This is a genomic window from Streptomyces sp. NPDC041122 (assembly GCF_055592445.1).
This window is the reverse complement of record NZ_JBVIYQ010000001.1, coordinates 947,190-967,112: the sequence shown is the minus strand read 5'-3', so window position 1 is coordinate 967,112 and position 19,923 is coordinate 947,190. Positions and strand designations below refer to the sequence as shown.

The 19,923-nt window shown below is 74.7% G+C and carries 10 protein-coding genes; 3 read left to right on the top strand and 7 right to left on the bottom strand.

Annotation, left to right across the window (positions count from 1 at the left end):
• Positions 1-137: 137 nt before the first annotated feature.
• Positions 138-2,258, top strand: a complete 2,121-nt coding sequence (locus ACZ6B8_RS04195) for a bifunctional glycosyltransferase/CDP-glycerol:glycerophosphate glycerophosphotransferase (RefSeq protein WP_471606220.1) — start codon at positions 138-140, stop codon at positions 2,256-2,258.
• On the opposite strand, the gene ACZ6B8_RS04190 is transcribed toward ACZ6B8_RS04195, so the two are convergent.
• From ACZ6B8_RS04190 to ACZ6B8_RS04160, 7 genes are all read right to left on the bottom strand, one after another.
• Positions 2,225-5,062 carry a stealth conserved region 3 domain-containing protein gene (locus tag ACZ6B8_RS04190; protein WP_471606219.1) on the bottom strand — a complete coding sequence of 946 codons (2,838 nt, stop codon included), beginning with the start codon at positions 5,060-5,062 and terminating at the stop codon, positions 2,225-2,227. The two genes, ACZ6B8_RS04195 and ACZ6B8_RS04190, sit on opposite strands and share 34 nt — an antisense overlap.
• Positions 5,059-6,099, bottom strand: coding sequence for a hypothetical protein (locus ACZ6B8_RS04185; protein WP_471606218.1), 1,041 nt, complete (start codon positions 6,097-6,099; stop codon positions 5,059-5,061). Before ACZ6B8_RS04185 ends, ACZ6B8_RS04190 begins: the two co-directional genes overlap by 4 nt.
• Before the next feature lie 113 nt (positions 6,100-6,212).
• Complete coding sequence (locus tag ACZ6B8_RS04180; protein WP_471606217.1) at positions 6,213-8,465, bottom strand: bifunctional glycosyltransferase/CDP-glycerol:glycerophosphate glycerophosphotransferase; 2,253 nt, start codon at positions 8,463-8,465, stop codon at positions 6,213-6,215.
• Between the two features lie 169 nt (positions 8,466-8,634).
• The gene (locus ACZ6B8_RS04175; RefSeq protein ID WP_471088842.1) at positions 8,635-9,516 is read right to left on the bottom strand and encodes a carbohydrate ABC transporter permease; all 882 of its coding nucleotides are present in this window, start codon (positions 9,514-9,516) and stop codon (positions 8,635-8,637) included.
• Positions 9,513-10,793, bottom strand: a complete 1,281-nt coding sequence (locus ACZ6B8_RS04170; protein ID WP_471606463.1) for a carbohydrate ABC transporter permease — start codon at positions 10,791-10,793, stop codon at positions 9,513-9,515. The genes ACZ6B8_RS04175 and ACZ6B8_RS04170 overlap by 4 nt, the downstream gene beginning before the upstream one ends.
• 70 nt (positions 10,794-10,863) lie before the next feature.
• Entirely contained in the window at positions 10,864-12,258 is a 1,395-nt protein-coding gene (locus ACZ6B8_RS04165; protein ID WP_471606216.1) for an ABC transporter substrate-binding protein, read from the bottom strand.
• Between the two features lie 282 nt (positions 12,259-12,540).
• Positions 12,541-16,107, bottom strand: a complete 3,567-nt coding sequence (locus ACZ6B8_RS04160) for an FHA domain-containing protein (protein ID WP_471606215.1) — start codon at positions 16,105-16,107, stop codon at positions 12,541-12,543.
• A gap of 437 nt (positions 16,108-16,544) precedes the next feature.
• Here ACZ6B8_RS04160 and ACZ6B8_RS04155 point away from each other — a divergent pair, with 437 nt between their 5' ends.
• Positions 16,545-18,221 carry a serine/threonine-protein kinase gene (locus ACZ6B8_RS04155; RefSeq protein ID WP_471606214.1) on the top strand — a complete coding sequence of 559 codons (1,677 nt, stop codon included), beginning with the start codon at positions 16,545-16,547 and terminating at the stop codon, positions 18,219-18,221.
• Positions 18,222-18,384: 163 nt separating this feature from the next.
• A complete protein-coding gene (locus ACZ6B8_RS04150; protein ID WP_471088850.1) occupies positions 18,385-19,620 on the top strand; it encodes a serine/threonine-protein kinase in 1,236 nt (411 codons plus the stop codon).
• Positions 19,621-19,923 lie beyond the last annotated feature (303 nt).

The following is a 19,923-nucleotide window of genomic DNA, read 5'->3' as shown; positions in this document are numbered from 1 at the left end:
TATTTATCCCCTCTGCCCGTCCGGGGCCCCGCACGGCCGTCCCGTTCGTCCTCCTCCACCCCAACGAGTGACGAACGGTCTTCGACAGGCGGTGTCCTGACGGCCGCGCGGTGTCCGGCTGGCTACCGTCGGTCCCCATGACGCGCTTCTCGGTTGTCGTCCCCGCCCGTCGCGTCCAGGGATATCTGCGCGAATGCCTGGACTCGGTGCTCACCCAGACCTGTGGCGACCTGGAGCTCGTCGTCGTCGACGACGCCTCGCCGGACGGCTGCGCCGCCATCGCCGCGGAGTACGCGGAGCGCGACCCGCGCACCCAGGTGGTCCGCGTCCCCGACCGCGCGGGCCCCGGCCCCGCCCGCAACATCGGCGCCGACCGCGCCACCGGCGACCACCTCCTCTTCCTCGACGGCGACGACCTGCTGCTGCCGGGCGCGCTGGCCGCCGCCGACGCCGCGCTCACGGCCGCGGGCGAGCCGGACGTGCTGCTCTGCGCGCACGACCGCGTCGACTGGTGGGAGCAGGTGCGCCCCGGCGGCGACGACCTCACCGGCGACCCGCTGGCCGTCACCCCGGCCGCCTGGAACCGCTTCTTCCGGCGCGGCTTCTGGCACGATCAGCGGCTCGCCTTCAGCGACGGGGCGTACGAGGACGTGGTGCCGGTGCAGACCGCGACGCTGCGCGCGGGCGAGCGGCTCGCCGTCCTGGACCGGCCGTGCGTGCGCTGGCGCGAGCGCCGCGCCGGCAGCTTCGCCACCACACCGGGGCGCGCCCACCTCGCCGTCGTCGAGCGGTACGAGCAACTGCTCGCCGCGGCCGGGCCCGCCGAGCGCGCCCGGCTGCTGCCGCCCGCGGCCGCCCACCTCCTCGCCGTCCTCGCCGACCCCGGCCGCGTCGAGGAGCGCGACCGGCGCGACTTCTTCCGCGCGGCGGCCGGCCTGTACCGCGCGTACGCCCCGCCGGGCACCGCGCCCCGCACCGCCGAGGAGAAGGCGCTCGCGGCCGGCTCGTACACCGCGTACGAGCGGCTGCGGAAGGCCGAGACACGGCGGCTGCGCGTCGCCCGGCAGCTCAGGCGGCAGAAGAAGAAGCTGCGGGCCCGCGCCATGCGCGCCGCCTACCGCGGCGACCTGCGCCGCTCCCTCGACCCCCACCTCGCGGTCTACGGCGCCTACTGGAACCGCGGCGTCTCCTGCAACCCGGCCGCCATCCACGCCAAGGCCCGCGAACTCGCCCCGCACATCCGGGGCGTGTGGGTGGTCTCCAGCCGCAACAGGCACCGGGTGCCGCCCGGCGTCGAGTACGTCATCGAGGGCTCCCGGCGCTACTGGCAGACCATGGCGAGGGCCACCTACCTGGTCAACAACTCCAGCTTCCCCGGCGGCTTCACCAAGCGCCCCGGCCAGGTCTACCTCCAGACCCACCACGGCACGCCGCTGAAGACGATGGGCCTGGACCAGCGCCGCTACCCGGCCGGCACGCACGGCATCAGCTTCCAGAAGGTCCTCGACCACACCGACCAGTGGGACCTCAGCCTCTCCTCCAACCCGCACTCCACGGAGGTCTGGGAGCGCGTCTACCCGTCCGGGGCCTACCGCGCCCTGGAAGCCGGATATCCGCGCAACGACGTGTACTTCTCGGCGGACGCGGACGAAGTGGCGCGCGTACGGGGACAGTTGGGTGTCGACGACGGGCGGACCGTGCTCCTGTACGCGCCCACCCACCGCGACTACCAGAAGGGCTTCCTGCCCCGCCTCGACCTCGGGCGCTTCGCCGAACGGCTCGGCCCCGGCTTCGTCGTGCTGGTGCGCGCCCACTACTTCTACGGCGCCGACGCGGGCCTGGAGAGCCACCCGCAGCTCGTCGACGTCACCGGGCACCCGCGCGTGGAGGAGCTCTGCCTGGCCGCCGACGCGCTCGTCACGGACTACTCGTCGCTGATGTTCGACTACGCCTGCCTGGACCGCCCGATCGTCACGTACGCCCCGGACTGGCAGGCCTACCGGCTGGCCCGCGGTACCTACTTCGACCTGCTCTCCGGCCGCCCCGGCGAGACCCCGGGCGCGGTGGCCACCACCGAGGACGAGCTGGCCGGGCTGTTCCGGCTCGGCGGCTGGGACACGGCCGAGACGACGGCGCTGCGGGCGGCGTTCCGGGACCGCTTCTGCCCCTTCGACGACGGGAAGGCCGCCGAACGCGTGGTCCGGCGGCTCTTCCTGCCCGGCGGTCAGCCCGCCGGGGCCGTCCCGCGCAGCTCGTAGGGCGAGCGCACCGGGAAGTACGCCGTCAGGAACGACCGGATGGCCAGCGCCATCTCCTCGTCCGTGACCCCGCCGTCCGGGGACTCCCCGATGCAGAACGCCGTCCGGTCGCGGTTCTGCAGCAGCCGCCCGAGCCGCGCGTGGTCGGCGCGGTCGCCGATGTCCACGAAGTCGTACGAGATGCCGCCGGGCACGGCACGCCCGGTCAGGTACGCGTAGTGCTGGTACAGCGACGAGACGAGCGCGATGTCGGTGCGCGAGCGGAACCGGCTGCGGGCCGTGGCGGCCAGCTCGTCGGGGAAGCGCTCGGTGATCTCCGCCAGGATGCTGCGCCGCAGGGCGTACGGGACGTGGAAGAAGCTGTGCGTCGTCGTCCTGCCGAACGCGCCGCGCAGCAGCTCGCGGTTGTTCTTCGCCGCCGCGAGATACCCCTCGTCGTCCTCCGTCACCGGCAGCGCGGGCACGGACGCCGAGGACCAGAAGAAGCGGGCGAGCCCGTTGCCGAGGAAGAAGGTGTCCGGGGTGGTGGGGCGGCCGAGGAACATGTCGTCGTTGAAGTAGAGGAAGTGCTCCGACAGGCCCTCGATGCGGTGCAGTTGGGACTCGATGGAGTGCGAGTTGAACGTCGGCAGGCACGCGTCCGGGTCGGCGAAGAGGTCGCGGTGGTCGACGACCGTCACGCCCGGGTGGTCCCGGTCGAGCCAGGCCGGGACCTGGCCGGCCGTGACGAGGTACACGTGCCGGATCCACGGCGCGTACATCGCCAGCGAGCGCAGGCTGAAGCGGAGTTCGTCGCGGTTGCGGAAGCGCACCGCCCCGTCGTCGGCGGAGGTGTCGCCGCCGCCGCGCGTCGCGTCGCGCCGGGCGCGCCACTCGGGGTCGGAGTCGTCGACCCAGGTGTAGACGGCGTCGATGGGGAAGTCGACGTCCTTGACGAGGAGCTGGGTGAACACGTCGAGGGTCGGGACGTCGCGCCCGGCCACCCGCAGGGTCGCCGACGGGGTGAGCGAGGGCAGTTCCACACCGGCGAGCGTCGAGCCGAACGGGGCGTGCAGGGTGCCCTCGGCCGTCCGCGTCCAGAACGCCACCGTGCAGGCGAGACCCGCGCCGTGCCGCAGGGACAGCGTGGTCGTGGTGACCGGCTTGAAGACCTTGACGCCCGCCAGCTCCCCGATGGTGTCGAGGCGTTCGGCGAGCACCGTGCCCGGCGGCGCGTCGCGCGGGTTGACCAGCTCGGCGTAGACGGGCTGCCCCCTGAGCGCCCCGGCCAGCGCCTTCAGCGCGCGGCTGCGGTCGTCCTCGGCCACCGCGAGGGTGTGGGCGGTGCCGCCCTGGGTGCGCACCAGGACGTAGGGGACGTCCTGCGCGTCCAAGGCGTCGGCGGTGATCTCCAGGTTCCGGTCCGCCATCCGCGGCGCCAGGACGTCGTCGCGCCGCTCGGCGAGCCGGCCCACCGAGCGGATCAGCCGGCCGGTGGTGTCGGCGGCGAGGATCTCCTCCTCGCGGGCGTGCTCGTCCGCGCCGGCCGCCGCGTCGAAGGTGTGCGGGGCGGTGGGCCTGAAGCCGCTGCCGCCGGACGCGACACCGAGCGCCACCCGGTCGGCCCGGTCCCGGAGCCGCTCCGGCCGGTCCCGCCCCGCCACGAGCCGGGTGTACAGCTCCTCCCAGCGCGCGGTGACACCTGCCGAGGAGAAGCGGGCGTACACGCCCTCGCGGGCCGCCCGCGCGAAACCGCGGCGCAGCGCGTCGTCGCTCATCAACTCGTCCATGGCGAGGGCGAGTTCCTTCACCTCACCGGGCGGCACGAGCAGCCCGTCGACGCGGTGCCGGACGATCTCGGCGGGCCCGGTCAGCACGTCGTACGCGACGACGGGCACCCCGGCGGCCAGCGCTTCGAGCAGCACCAGCGGGAACGCCTCGTTGTGCCCCGCGGTCATCAGGCTCAGTCCGGCCTTGGCCCACTCGGCGGCCATGTCCTGGCAGGGGCCGAGGAGTTCGACCCGGTCGTGCAGGCCGAACCCGTCGACCAGACGGCGCAGATGGCGTTCGCGGTGGCCGCTGCCGAAGATCCGCAGCGTCCACTCCGGGTGCGCGTCGGCGACCTCGGCGAACGCCCGTACGGCGTGGTCCACGCGCTTCTCGCCGGTCAGCCGGGCCGCCATCACGATGACCTTGCCCTCACCGTCCGCGCGCGGCCGGAAGCCGTCGGGCACGGCGTTGGGGATGACGGCGAGCTCGGGGGCGGTGGCGCCCAGCGACTCGGCGATCCAGTCGCGGGTCCGGCCGGTCAGGGTGACGAGGGCGTCCAGGCGCGGCGCGTGCAGCAGCAGCGGCTCGCCGGACGGGCCGCGCCGCTGGGTGGGCCGGTGCTCCTGGTGGACGGTGACGACCCGGGCGGGCACCAGCGCCACGGCGGCGGCGAGCAGCGCCGGGGTGGTGGTGACGAGCACGTCGGTGTCGAGGGTGCCGAGCGCGGCGGTCATCTCGATGTCGGAGAGCCGGTCGAAGGCGTCCTCCCAGGCCGGCTTGATCAGCTCGCTGGGCAGCGCGGCGAGGGTGCGGCACGCGGCGTCGTCCAACTCGGTCTCGCGCAGGGGCCGTTCCGGCGTGACGGTGCGGTCCACCAGGTGCCGTACGGGCAGGTCGCGGGCCTCGGCGAAGAACGGATCGGCGCGGGTCCGGAAGACCGAGACGATCTCGACCTCGACGCCCGGACGCTCGGCGAGGTGCCGGGCCTGGGTGTACGTGGCGAGCTCGGTGCCGCCCATCTCGTCGCCCCAGCCGAGCAGATACGTGATCTTCATGAGCTCTCCTCCGTGACGGCGGTGATGTCCCAGCACGTGACCGCGAAGGCGCCGGACGCGGTGAAGTGGGCGTGGGCCCGCACCAGTGCGCCACCGGGCAGCGCGAAGACGCGGAAGGGGGTCGGGTAGGCGGCGGACGGGTCGCGCACGTCCGACAGCCACCGGCCCAGCGGATGCGACCCCACCCGGAAGTCCCACACCCACTGCCCGGGCCCCGCCCCGGCCATCGCCCCGAGCGGCACCCGCAGCGTGAACGCCTCGCCCTGCCACGCCACTTCGGCCGTCACGACGACACCGTCGCGCCGCCGCACGGCGTGCGCCCGCCCCGTCCCGGCGCCCGCGGCGCCCGCGACGAGCCGTCCGTGCACCGTGATGCCGTCGGCGGCCGGCACGAACCGCACGAGCTCCGCACGCGGCAGCGACCGGGTCGCCTGCAGCACGGCCCGCCCGGTGCGGCTGCGCACGACCCGCACCAGGGTGCCGGTCAGCGGGTCGGGCGCGTGCGGCGCGGTGGGCGTCGCGGGCGGCGCGCCGGTCTCGGCGGTGGTGAGCCCGGCCCGCCGTACCCGCCCGTCCGCGCCCCGCGCCTCGACGGTGAGCCGCCACACGCCGTCCCGCAGGTCCCGCAGGGTGGCCGTGGCGGTGAGCAGCGGCGTGCCGCCGGTGTGCGGCTCGTGGACGAGGGGGACGGCGATCCTGCGGCGGCCGCGGGTGAGCAGCAGCCGGGCCCGGCCGGGCCCGTCGAGGACGGCCCCGGCGGCGAGGGCGAGGTTGAGCGTGCGGCTGTCGCGCAGGGAGAGGTGCACAGGGGTCAGGAGCGGAGGATTGCCCCGCCCGGCCCCCGCCCCGGCCCCGGCGCCGCGCACCCGCCCGGCGACCTCCCCGAGCACCCGCCCGGCGACCTCCCCGCGCACCCGCCCGGCCACGGCCCTCTCCAGCCGGAAGCGCGAGCTCCGCGCGGTGGCGCGCAGCCGCCGGACGAGAGGCGGCGGCGGTGGTCCGGGGCGGCGGGGCGGAGTGAACCACATCTGGTGCATCTGTCCACTTTGACCGGTCGCGCCCGGGAGCTCTCGCGCAGCTACGCCATTCTTGCCGGACCCGCCCGCGGAGCCTGTTCGCAGCACGGGTCAGCCCCGCCGTTCGGGGCGGCTCACCGCTGCGGGGATCGCTGGAGGCCCTGGTACGGCACCCGGTCGGGCCGGGGCCCGGCCGCGGGCGCCGGACACCGCTCGGTCTGCGGCACCACGGCAGGCTGCCCGCCCGTCTCGCCGAGCACCACATGGCGTACGACACGCTCCGCCGCGCCCCCGTCGTCGTACGGGCAGAACCGCTCGCGGAACGCCCGCCGCAGCTGCGCCGAGCGGGAGCCCGCCCAGTGCCCGGTGACGAAGATGTCGGCCAGCTCCTCCTCGCTGCGCGCGACCGCGCCCGGCGGGAACTCCCGGACGTCGAAATAGGTGCCGCGGGCCGCCTCGTAGGCCTCCCAGTCCTCGACGTGCAGCACGATGGGCCGGTCGAGGCCCGCGTAGTCGAACATCAGGGACGAATAGTCGGTGACCAGCGCGTCGGAGGCGAGGCAGAGCGACTCGACGCTCGGGTGGTCCGACACGTCGATGAGACGGCCCGTCGGGTCGCCGGTGGTCATCGGCGCGTCGTAGCGGTGGTGCGCGCGGGTCAGGATCACGAAGCGCGGGCCCAGCGCGTGCAGCATCCGCTCCAGGTCGAGGGCGTCCCGCCGGCCGCGCAGATGGTCGCGGTGGGTCGGCGCGTACAGCACGGCGACCGCGCCGTGCGGGATGCCGAGGCTCGCCCGCAACCGGGTGACCTCGCCCGGCGTCGCGCGCTGGAAGCGGTCGTTGCGCGGGGAGCCGTACTCCAGGGTCGTGTACCCGGCGGGGAACACCCGTTCCCACACCAGGGTGGAGTGGCGGTTGGCCGACACCACGTAGTCCCACTGGTCGGCGTTCCTCAGCAGGAGGTCGAAGTCCGTGTCGCGGGCCGCCGCCGGACGCTCCCGCAGGTCCAGGCCCATGTGCTTGAGGGGGGTGCCGTGCTGGGTCTGCACGAGGACCTGGCCGCGGCGCTTGACCAGCCCGCGGTCGAAGTCGACGTTGGTCACCAGGTACTTGGAGCGGGCCAGGGCGGTCCAGTGCGCGGCTGTGCCGGGCCGCAGCCTGCGCGTCCCGGCCGGAATCGTGTGGTGGTAGCGGGGGTGGGCGGTCCACGCGGTCCTGATCCCCGGCACGAGCTCGCGCATCGCGGTCTCCAGCGCCCCCGGATGGCAGCCGTGCCCGCGCCCCCGGTACGCGCAGAACACCGCGTCGTTCTCGCGCACCGGCAGCCGCAGCTGCACGCGGTAGTGCAGCTGGAGCAGGGCGCCCCGCAGCAGTCGGCGCACGCGGCGGGCGGCCCGTCCGGCGCGCCCGCGCAGCCGCGTCTCCGCCAGCAGGCAGCGGTACGTGCGGTGCGCGCCGAGCCGCACCAGGGCGTGCCGCAGCCGGGCGCCGGCCGGTGGACGGACGCCCGGGGCGCGGTGGCGTCGGCAGCGGGCGCGGGCGGTGCGCAGGAACGCGGCGCGCGCCTCGCGCGGCAGCCTGCCCGGCCGCGCGAAGACCTCCGCGACGTGGCCGACCAGCTGCCGGAACAGCGGCGGGCGCCAGGCGGCGGACAGCTCCGGGTGCGCGTCGAGGAAGGCGAAGACCCGGTCGTACTGCTCGAAGAGGTCGAAGTGGCGGCGGGTCGTGGCGTCCCGGGCGGCACCGTGCCGGCGCAGCCGGTGGCGCACGCAGACCCGGTCGAGGGTGGCGAGGGAGTCCGCCGCCAGCAGGAGCGGGTATGTCCAGGCGACGTCCTCGTACAGGCCGGAGGGGAGGGCGAGGCCGGCGCGTGCCACGAAGTCGCGGCGGCAGGCCTTGTTCCAGACGGCGGGCCGCAGCCGCAGCAGCCCCGGCCGGTCGGCGAGGCGGAAGGGCGCGGCGCCCTCCTCGGTGAGGTGCGGCGCGTGCGGGTCGCGGACGGTCTCGCCCGACCAGTTCGAGCTCACGTGGCCGTAGAGCACGACGTCCGGCTCGCCGGTCTCCTTGGCGCGGTCGGAGAGCGCGTGCAGGGCGCCGGCGGTCAGGGTGTCGTCGCCGTCGAGGAAGACCAGGTAGTCGCCGGTGGCGCGGGCCATGCCCGCGGTGCGGGCCGGGCCGGGACCCGAGTGCTGGGGGAGGCGGACGGCCCTCACGCGCGCGTCCCGCCCGGCGAACTCCTCGACGATCGCGTCGCACCCGTCCGGCGAGCAGTCGTCGACCACGATCAGTTCGAGGTCGGCGAAGGACTGCTCCAGCACGGACTCCAGACACGCGTGCAGCCAGGCCTGCGCCTGGTACACGGGGACGATGACACTGAACCGGGGCACGGCACATCCATGGGTCGGCGCGGGCGGACGGCCCGAGAACGCCGGACGGGGCGCGTCGGTTACGGCCGGTGCGGCAGACGGGGGAAGGGGCGGCCCGGCAGGCGCCGCCCCCTCGATCAGCCGCCGTGGACGGCCACTTCACTCCGCGCCACCGCGTCGCGCGCCGCCGTTACTTCACCGCGCCCGCCATCACGCCGGAGACGAACTGCCGCTGGAACGCGAAGAAGACGGCCAGCGGGATCACCATCGAGATGAACGCGCCGGGCGCCAGGATCTGCACGTTGTCGCCGAAGAACCGCACCTGCTGCTGGAGCGCCACCGTGATCGGCGGGTTCTCCGAGTCCGCGAAGATCAGCGCGATCAGCATGTCGTTCCAGACCCAGAGGAACTGGAAGATGCCGAGCGAGGCGATGGCGGGCGCCCCCAGCGGCATCACCACCCGCAGGAAGAGCCGGAGTTCACCCGCGCCGTCCAGCCGCGCCGCCTCCAGGAGTTCGCGCGGGATCTCCGCGAAGAAGTTCCGCAACAGGAAGATCGCGAACGGCAGCCCGAAGGCCACGTGGAAGACGACCACGCCGATGGTCGTCTCGAAGATCCCGATCTCGCCGAACAGCTTCGACACCGGCAACAGCGCGACCTGCACGGGGACCACGAGCAGCCCCACCACGCCGATGAACCACCAGTCGCGGCCCGGGAAGTCCATCCACGCGAAGGCGTATCCGGCGAGCGCGCCGATCACCACGACCAGCAGCGTCGCCGGGACGGTGATCATGACGCTGGACAGGATCGAGTCGGTGATCGTGTCGTCCTTGAGCAGGGTGGAGTAGTTGTCGAACGTCATCTGCGAGGGTGCGCCGAAGACCTTCCACCAGCCGCTCTCGCTCATGTCGGCGGGCGTGCGCAGCGAGCCGATCAGCAGCCCGATGGTCGGCACCAGCCAGAACAGGCCGACCAGGACGAGGAAGACGCGCAGCGCGGTGCCGCCCAGGGCCCCCGCGATCCGCCCGCCCAGGGACTGCTTGGCCTTGACGATCTCGGTGTGGGCCGTCATCGCCGAGCCTCCCGCCTCATCCTGCGAATGTTGAACAGCATCACGGGGATGACGAGCAGGAAGAGCAGCACCGCGATCGCGCTCGCCACGCCCGCGTCCTGGTCGCCGAACGCCGAGTTGTACAGCTGGACCGCCAGCACGTTCGCCTCGTCCTTCGACGAGCCCGGCGGGATCACGTACACCAGATCGAAGATCTTCAGTACGTTGATCATGAGCGTGACCAGCACCACCGCGAGGACCGGGGCCAGCAGCGGCACCGTCACCCGGCGGAACACCTGCCACTCGTTGGCGCCGTCCACGCGGGCCGCCTCCAGGAGTTCACGCGGCACGCTCGCGAGCCCCGCCGCGATCAGGACCATCGCGAACCCCGCCCACATCCACAGGTAGGAGCCGATGATCGCGGGCGTGATCAGGTTCGGCCCGAGCCACTCCACACCGTTGTAGGCCTCCCGGAAGTTGGAGTCGGGGAAGCGCAGCAGCGCCCCGTCGGCCTCCTTCGGCAGCGTGAACGTGCCGTCCGCCGACGCCGTCGTCGACGCCACCACGTCACCGTTCTTCACCGCCTCGATCTTGATGCCCGCGTAGCCGAACTCGGCGGCGTCCGGGGCGTTCGGCCGCCCCCGGCCCTTGCCGCGCGTGAAGTCCTGCCAGGTCGTGCCGGTCACCTTGGCCGGGTCGGCCGCCGCGGGCACCGCGGACTTCGCGTCGCCCGGCATCTCGCCCGGCGGCACACCGGTCAGCGGCAGCGCCACCGGCGTGCCCGCCCGCACCGGCTCCTTGGTGACGAACGCCCCGCCGCCCGCCGCCTTCAGCGGCGAGTTCATGGCCGGATGCGCCTGCGGGAACGCCGAGGACTCCGCGAACGTGTCGTGCACGCTCACCGCGACCGCGTTGGCCACGCCCCGGTCGGGATCGGACTCGTACACGAGCCGGAAGATGATGCCCGCGGCCAGCATCGAGATCGCCATCGGCATGAAGATGACGAGCTTGAACGCCGTTCCCCAGCGCACCCGTTCGGTCAGAACGGCAAAGATCAGGCCGAGCGCCGTCGCCACCGTGGGCGCCACGACCAGCCAGATCGCGTTGTTCTTGATGGCGGTGCGGATGCCGTCATCGGTGAACATCGTCTCGTAGTTGCCGAAGCCGGTGAAGCCGCCCGACTCGTCGAAGAAGCTGCGGAACAGCGAGTACCCGATGGGGTAGAGGACGAGCGCGCCGAGCAGCACCAGGGCGGGCAGCAGGAACAGCACCGCCACGGTCTTGCGGGTGCCCGTCACACTCTTGCGCGTGGTCGTGACCGGGGGCGCCACCTCGGCGGTGCCCCCGGCGTGTCCGGACGTCACCGCGTCAGTCCTTGTACGCCTTGGCGGCGGCCGTCTCCAGCACCTTCTGCGTGCCCGCCACGTTCTTCGGGTCCTTCAGGAAGTCCTGGAGCGCCTTCCACTCGCCCTTGCCCGGCGTGCCGCCGAACGACTGCGGGGCCTGGTCCGACATGTCGAAGCGGATGTCGTCACCGGCCGCGATCAGCGCCTTGGCGATGTTGCGCTGCACGTCGTTGGGGTACGCCGCCAGGTCCAGGCTCTTGTTGGGCGAGATGAAGCCGCCCGCCTCGGCCCAGATCTTCGCGGAGTCCGGCGAGCCGAGGAACGTCAGGAGCGCCTGCGCGCCCTTGGTGTCCTTCAGCGCGACCGCGGCGTCACCGCCGACCACGGCCGGGGACTCGTCGCCCACCGCGGGGAAGGGGAACACCTTGGCGTCCGTGCCCACCTTGGCCTTGGTCTCCGAGATCGCCAGCGAGACCATGTCGCCCTCGAAGACCATGCCGGCCTTCGGCTGGTCGCCGCCCCGGAAGGTCTGCTTCACCGAGGCGGGGAACTCGGTCTGCAGCGCGCTGCTCGCGCCGCCCGCCACGAAGCCCTTCTTCCCGAACAGCTCACCGAGGGTGGTCAGCGCCTTGCCGACCGACGGGTCCGTCCACTTGATCTTGTGGGCGGCCAGCTGGTCGTACTTCTCCGGGCCCGCCTGCGAGAGGTAGATGTTCTCGAACCAGTCGGTGAGCGTCCACGCCTCGGCGCCCGCCACCGATACCGGCGGCACCCCGGAGTCGTAGACGGTCTGCGCGGTCTTCATGAAGGCGTCCCAGGTCTTGGGCGCGCTCACGCCTGCGTTCTCGAAGACCCGCGTGTTGTACCAGACCAGCGACTTGTTGGCGGCCTTGAAGTACACGCCGTACTGCTTGCCGTCGACGGCCCCGAGGTCCCGCCAGCCCTTGGCGTAGTTCTTGTCGAGCTGCTTCTGCGCCTCAGGGCCGACCGGCTTGGCCCACTTGTTCGCCACGGCCTGGTCGATCGCGCCGACCTGCGGCAGCATCGCGACGTCCGGCGGCTGCCCGCCCGCCACCTTCGACTCCAGGAAGCTGATGATGGGGTCCTGCGCGGGCACGAAGGAGACCTTGGCGCCCGTCCGCTTCTCGAACTCGTCGAGAACCTTCAGGAAGACCTTGCGCTCGGCGCCGCCCCAGACGGCGGCCACGGAGATGTTCTCCCCGTCCAGCTGGGGCAGTTGGAGGGAGGAGCCGGTGTCCTTGCCCCCGCCCTTCTTGCCGCCGTCGTCGTCGTTGTCGTCGTCCCCGCCGCAGGCGGTGACGGTGAACGCGAGCGCGCCCGCGACGACGGCCGAGGCGATCCTGGCGGTGGTACGCCGATGTAGCGGTGCCCTGCGTGTACGAAGAGTGCTGCGCATCACTGCCCCGTTCTCTTCCCTGGCGAGTCCCGTGCGCTCTGGTCTACGCCCGCGCGGGGAGAGGCGGCAAGATGGCCTGCGCTGTCAACTCGTCGATCGTGATGGCGTTGTGACGTGGCGTCATGGCCCGCAAGAGGGCTGCGGCGCCGTCCTCGGCCGGGGTGGATGGGCCGTGGGGCGGCGCGGGAGGGCACCGCCCCCGGCGGCGGAGACGGCGGCGGACACGGCTACGGGCGGCGAAGGGAGCGGCGACGCGAGGCCCCGGCGCCGGCCCGTACGGGCTCACAGCAGCGATGCCACCTCGACCGCCGAGACGGACCGCGCGGCCCGCTCCAACGCGCTGGCCAGCAGGGCGAGGTCGGTCGGGCCGTTCCCCAGCTCGCGCACCGGGCGCCGCGCCGGCGGGTCGCCCATCCGCTCCCACTCCAGCGGCACCACCGTGGGCCGCAGCGTGGCCGTCCGGGGAATGCGCCCCGTCACCCGCCCGGCCTGGAAGGCGGTGGCCCGCCCGTCGGGCGTACGGAGTTCACCGCGGCCCGGCGCCGGCTCCTCGGGGCCCGCGGTCACCGCGTCCAGCACCACCCGCAGCGAGGCCCGCTGGCCCAGCTCGGTCTCCAGGACCCGCTCGCCGCTCGCCGTCGCCGCCACGAGATGCACCCCGAGCCGCTCGCCGTCCCGCGCGACGGCCTCCAGGGCGCGGACCACCGACCCGGCGGCCGGGCGGCCGGGCGAGCCGAGCGCGGGCGAGAGCAGCGCGTCGAAGTCGTCGACGAGGACCACCAGACGGGGCAACGGAGGCCCCGGCTCGGTGCGTCGACGCGCCGCGACCGGCCGCAGCCGCATCGTCGCACTGGGCGGCCCGTCGAGGTCACCGTCGGACAGCTGGGCGGGCAGGGCGGCGCCCGGGGCCACCGCACCCGGACCCGACGCCCTCGGCTCCGGAACCGGCCCACCAGCCGTCCCGCCAGTCCCACCCGGCCCACCGGTCCCACCCGGTCCCGCGGCGTCCGACGGGCCGGCCGGGCCGGACGGCTTGTGTCCCGGCGCGTCCGCCCCGGCCGCCCCCGATCCGGACGCCGCACCGGCCACCGCGGCGGCGGACGCCGACGAGGACGAGGGGGAGCGCTGGGCCACCATCCGGCCGGACACCTCCCGCTGGGTGTGCCACTCGGCGAACCCGAGCCGGCCGAGCAGTTCGGAACGGCGCTTCAGCTCCGCGGCCAGGGACTGCGCGAACTCCCGCATCCGGACCGGGTCGTTGGCCACCAGATGCGTGGTCACGTGCGGCAGGTCCGTACAGGCACCGAGCCCGCCGCCCTGCCGCGCCGCACCCGAGCCGACGCCGTCCCGGCCGTCGACGAGCACGATGCCGAGCCGGTCGGGCCGCTCTGCGGCGGCCAGGGACGCGGCGACCGACCGCAGCAGCTCGGTGCGCCCGCTGCCCGCGGGGCCTTCGGCGAGCAGATGCGGCCCGTCGGCGACGAGGTCGGCGACGACCGGACCGCGCGGTCCGGCGCCGAGCACCGCGAGGGCCCGGCCGCCGAGCGCTTCGGGGTCGTCGGCCGCCGCCGCCCAGCGCGCCATCAGCGAGGCGGGGGTGGCCCTGGCGAGCCCCAGTTCGTCGAGGAGCCGGGCGGCCTGGGGCAGCGGCGCGGACACGCGCGCGTGCCCCTCGCCGGCCGTGCCGTCCGTGCGGAGCGGGGCGAGGGCCCGCGCGAACCGCTCGGCCCAGGCCGCGGAGACGGCGTCCACGGCCGCCAGGGTGCCGTGCCCGGCGGGGCGTCCGCCGGCCGTCCGCAGCAGCCGCACCGCGGTCGCCACGTCGCCGCTGAGCAGCGCGGCGGCGCCGCACGCGCGGAAGGGCGGGGTGACCGCGCAGGCCGCCTCGTACGTGTCGAGGACCGGGGAGGCGGGGGAGGCGGAGGCCGTCTCGGCGAGGCACACCACGTGGATCCCGGCCCGCGCGCCGTCGGCGGCGAGCCGGACGACGGCCTCGCGCAGTCCGGCGGACCCAGGGTCGCCGTCGACCACGACGACCGTGCGGGCACCGGGTCCCGCGCCGTCCGCGCCGCCGTCGGCGATGCGGTCGTCGAGGCGGCGGATCAGCTCGTCCGTGCGGGCGGCGGCCTGGTCGCGGTCGTGGGCGAGGAGGAGCCGGCAGTCCTGGCCGTGGGTGGGCCGCAGATGGGGGAGCCAGCCGAGCCAGGCCCACGCGGCGGTGCGCTCGGCCACGGGACGCGCGCGGTCCGTGCTGATCAGCACGATCTCCAGGGTGTCCGGGGAGTGCAGCGCGGCGAGCTGCGCGACGACCGCCCTGGCCAGTCCGGCCAGCCGCTCCCGGGGCCCGGCGAGGCCCAGCGAGCCGGCCTCCCGCAGGCCGACCGTGACCGGCACGGCGGGCAGCAGCCCGCGGGGTCCTTCGGGGGCGGGCAGGGTCCGGTCGACCGTGCCGAGGCGGACCGCGAGCGCCTCCGGGTGGTCGGGGCCGCGCTCCCAGAGACGGGGGCCCGGGCCGAGCGCGGTGAGCAGCAGGGCGGCGGGATCCGGCCACGACTCGGGGGTGCGCGCGGCCGCGGCGACGGCGAGCTCCTCCGGGGAGGGGCCCGCCGGAACCGGTCCGCCGTCGGCGCCGGCGCCGGTGTCCGCGTACGCCGTGTGCGGGCCGTCGGGGCCCTCGGGGCCCTCGTGTCCGTCCTGGTCGTAGGCGTCGTAGACCTGGTACGCGCCGTCGCCCTGGCCGCCGTCGCGGCCCCCGGTCAGACGCCTGGCCCACGCCGTCAGGCCGCCGCGCCTGCGCACCCCGCGCGGCACCGACGTGCCCCGCGGGGGCGTGCCGAGGCGGGTCCGCTCGGCGTCGGGCACCCCGCCCTGCTGCGGCACCACGGGCCCCTCACCGGCCGGACCGCCGTACGCCGCGTGGCCTGCGGGCGTCGGCTGATTTCCGTACCCCTGATACCCCTCGTATCCCTCGTATCCCTCGTATCCCGCATATCCCTCTTGCGTCCCGTGCGCTCCCGCGTTCCCGTGCGCTTCCGCGCCGCCGTACGCCGGGTCGCCGCCGGTGCCGCCCGCGGCGCCCCAGCCCGCCGAGCCGTACGCGTGATGGGTGCGGCCGTTCTCCGCGTGCACGCCGGCCGGGGCGGAGGCGGGCGGTGTGGTCGCGGCGGGCCGCCGCACGCGCACGTGCCCCTCGCCGTCCGGGGCGGTCGGGAGCGCGCCGCCGGCGCCGGAGGACGGGCTGCCCGCGCCGTCGGTGAGCCGGAGCGCGGACTCGCCGATGCGCAGCAGGGCGCCGGGGGAGAGCCGCGAGGGGCGGTCGGTGATCTCCCGGCCGTCCACCGACGTGCCGTTCGTCGACCCCAGGTCCGTGACCGTGACGCGGCCGTCCGGGGCGAGCTCGACCGCGCAGTGCAGCCGGGAGACGTCCGGGTCGTCCAGCGGGACGTCCGCGTCGGCGGAGCGGCCGACCTGGACGCGGCCGCCGTGCAGCAGATGCACACCGCCCGCGTCGGGACCCGCCACCACATGCAACTGGGCGGCCGCACCGGTCAGTTCGGGACCCGGCTCGGCGGGGGCGCCCAGCGAGAGCACCGCACCGTCGATCAACGGGGGCTCGCCGAGCGTGCAGCGCTGGGCGTCGAGGCGCTCCGGGCCCGCGTACAGCACCAGGGGAGCCTCGCCGCCCGCCACGGCGGTGGCGAGACCGGAGACCACCGCGGCCAGCGCGGTGCCCGCGGGGGCGGTGATCAGGACGTCGCAGGAGCCGGCGGCCCCGGTCGACGCCGCGGGGCGGCCTTGCTGCTCGGTCCGGCCGCTGCGCGGCCCGAGGACGGTCAGCCGGATCTGCATCGCCGTCAGCGGTCCCTTCTGCGCTGGGCGCCCGGCACGGGGACACGCGCTGTGATTCCCCCCACCGCACACGGGCACGTCGGCCAGTACTGGAGGCATCCTCGCACCTGCCACCGACAACACGCCCGGCGGCCACCCGTAAGTGATCTTGATTGGTCGGCTCTGCTCGGAAAAGTGCCTGGTTGGACCATTGGGGATTGGAGTGCCGGATATCCGTCGCGGGTCAATTCGGGGTCACTCGGCAACCAAGGGCCACGGTCGCGCGTCTTTCCATCGAACAGTGATCCGGAATGCCCCGGAAAGAAAAGACCGGGCGGAATCCGACCCGCCGACGCCCTGTTCGGCGGCATTACAGTGGGTCGGAACACCTTCGGACAGACCCCCGGACAGAACCAGCGTCCGGACGGGACCAGCCAGACCAGCAGGGAGCGCATGACGTGCGGCCGGTAGGCAGCAAGTACCTGCTCGAGGAGCCGCTCGGGCGCGGCGCCACGGGCACCGTCTGGCGAGCCCGCCAGCGGGAGACCGCGGGCGCCGAGGCGGCCGTTCCCGGCCAGCCCGGCGAGACCGTCGCGATCAAGGTCCTCAAGGAAGAGCTCGCCAACGACGCGGACGTCGTGATGCGCTTCCTCAGAGAGCGGTCCGTGCTGCTCAGGCTCACGCACGAGAACATCGTCCGCACCCGCGACCTGGTCGTCGAGGGCGATCTCCTCGCTCTGGTCATGGACCTCGTCGACGGCCCCGACCTGCACCGCTACCTCCGCGAGAACGGCCCCTTCACGCCGGTCGCCGCGGCCCTGCTGACCGCCCAGATCGCCGACGCGCTGGCCGCGAGCCACGCCGACGGCGTCGTGCACCGCGACCTGAAGCCCGCGAACGTCCTGCTCAAGCAGGACGCCCAGGGCATGCACCCGATGCTCACCGACTTCGGCATCGCCCGCCTCGCGGACTCCCCGGGCCTGACCCGCACCCACGAGTTCGTCGGCACGCCCGCGTACGTGGCGCCGGAGTCCGCCGAGGGCCGTCCGCAGACCAGCGCCGTGGACATCTACGGCGCGGGCATCCTGCTGTACGAGCTGGTCACCGGCCGCCCGCCGTTCTCCGGCGGCTCCGCCCTGGAAGTCCTGCACCAGCACCTCAGTGCCGAGCCGCGCCGCCCCTCGACCGTCCCCGACCCGCTGTGGACGGTCATCGAGCGCTGTCTCGACAAGAACCCCGACCGCAGGCCCAGCGCCGAGAACCTCGCCCGCGGCCTGCGCGCCGTCGCCGAGGGCGTCGGCGTGCACTCCACGCCGGCCCAGATCGCCGCCGCGGAGGGCGTGGGCGCCCTGCTCATGCCGGACCCCTCGCCGGCCCAGGTGCCCGAGGCCCCCGGCGCTGCCGACCCCACCCAGGTGCTGCCGAGCAACGCGGGCTCGTACGACCCGAGCGCGCCCACCAGCGTCATGCGGAACACCGGCGGCCACGGAGCGGGCTCCCCGGACGCCGATGCGACGTCCGTGCTCCCGAGCGGCCCCGGCGCCGCCGACCCGACCGCGGTCATGCCGCCGGTCCCGCAGAACGGCCCCGGCGGCCCGAACGACCCGCACCCCTGGCAGAGCCAGATGGCCGCGGCCCGCGACCGCAACGAACAGACCCAGTACCAGGCGCACCTGGACCCGAACGACGACCCGCTGCGCCGCCGCCCCCAGCGCCAGGTGGCCCGCCCCCAGCAGCCGCCGCAGCAGCAGCGCCCCCAGCAGTACGCGCCGCAGCAGCCGCGCGGGCAGCGTCAGCAGCAGTACGCCCCCGCACCGCAGCAGCAGCACCAGCCCCAGCACCAACCGCAGCACCAGCCCCAGCAGTACGCGCCGCCCCCGCAGCCGGCCGAGCCGCGCCCGGCGCGCGAGCCGCGTCAGCCCCGGCAGCGCAGCGCCAACCCGATGAAGATCCCGGGTCTCGGCTGCCTCAAGGGCTGTCTGTTCACGATCCTCATCCTCTTCGTCGCGAGCTGGCTGGTCTGGGAGTTCAGCCCGCTCCAGGACTGGATCGGCACGACGAAGGGGTACTGGGAGCAGCTGACGGACTGGTACCACACGGTCAGCGGCTGGATGAGCAAGGTGGGCGGCAACTGACTCCCCACGGGCGCGCGCCCGCACCGGCGCGGTGCCCGCACCGGCAATCCCCGGACGACTTCGGGGATTTGTCGACATCTGCAGGGTGATTTCCGCTCCCGGAGTGAAGGTTGGCGGCAAGGCCGCGTAGTTTTGTCGCCAACACGCATCCGTAGGAGCAGTCTTGACGCGCAAGATCGGCAGCCGGTACACCGCCCACCAGATCCTGGGCCGTGGCAGCGCCGGCACGGTGTGGCTCGGCGACGGACCCGAGGGCCCGGTCGCCATCAAGCTGCTGCGCGAGGACCTGGCGTCCGACCAGGAACTCGTCGGCCGCTTCGTCCAGGAGCGCACGGCGCTGCTCAGCCTCGACCACCCGCGCGTGGTGGGCGTCCACGACCTGGTGGTCGACGGCAACGACCTCGCCCTGGTCATGGACCTCGTGCGCGGCACGGACCTGCGCACCCGCCTCGACCGCGAGCGGCGCATGGCCCCCGAGGCCGCGGTCGCCATCGTCGCGGACGTCGCCGACGCCCTCGCCGCCGCGCACGCCGCGGGCATCGTGCACCGCGACGTGAAGCCCGAGAACGTCCTCCTCGACATGCAGGGCCCGCTCGGCCCCGGCGGCGCGCACCCGGCCCTCCTCACCGACTTCGGCGTCGCCAAGCTGATCGACTCCCCGCGCCGCACCCGCGCGACGAAGATCATCGGCACCCCCGACTACCTCGCCCCCGAGATCATCGAGGGCCTGCCGCCGCGCGCCGCCGTCGACATCTACGCGCTCGCCACGGTCCTGTACGAACTCCTCGCGGGCTTCACGCCGTTCGGCGGCGGCCACCCCGGGGCGGTCCTGCGCCGCCATGTCACCGAGACGGTGGTCCCGCTCCCCGGCATCCCCGAGGAGCTCTGGCAGCTCCTGGTCCAGTGCCTGGCCAAGGCCCCCGCCTCCCGGCTGCGCGCCTCCGAGCTGGCCGCCCGCCTGCGCGAGCTGCTGCCGCTGGTCGCCGGGATGCCGCCGCTGGACGTCGACGAGCCGGAGACGGAGTCCGCGCAGGCCGAGGAGGCGTACGAGGACTCCGCCCCCGAGCCGCGGCAGAGCGCCCCCCGGCGGGGTGCGGTCCCCCTCGTCCCGGGCTCCGCCTCCGCCGACTCCAACCGCGACACCCACACCTCGATGCGGGTGCCGGGCCCCGACGAGCTGGCCGGCGGCGCCCGCGGCACGGCCCGCGCGCCCCGCGCGTCGGGCGCGGCCCGCCCCGGCTCCGCCAAGCACCGGGCCTCGGCGCGGCGGCGCAGGATCACCCTCGGGGTGGCGGGGGCGGTGCTGGTCGTGGCGGCGGGCGTGGGCACGTGGGTCGCCACGAGCGGCGACGACGGCGCCCCGTCGGAGCCGGGCAACTCCGCCCCCCGGACCCCCTGACCCACCCTTCGCGTGCGCGACGCGTGTGCGGGTGGGTTGAGGGCTGGCCGCGCAGTTCCCCGCGCCCCTCGGGGTGGTCGTTCGCGTGTTTTGTGTGCGGTGGGTGGGGGCCGGTCGCGCAGTTCCCCGCGCCCCTGGGGAGCCCGTGGCGCCCCGCGCCGGAGAGCGAGCCAGCCTTCGCAGGGCCCCCGGAGGCTCGGCCAGGGGGGCGGGGAACTGCGCGAGCGACCCGGGACGGCCGGCAGGTGACCGGTTAGGGGGCGCGGGGAACTGCGCGAGCGACCCGGGACGGCCGGCAGGTGA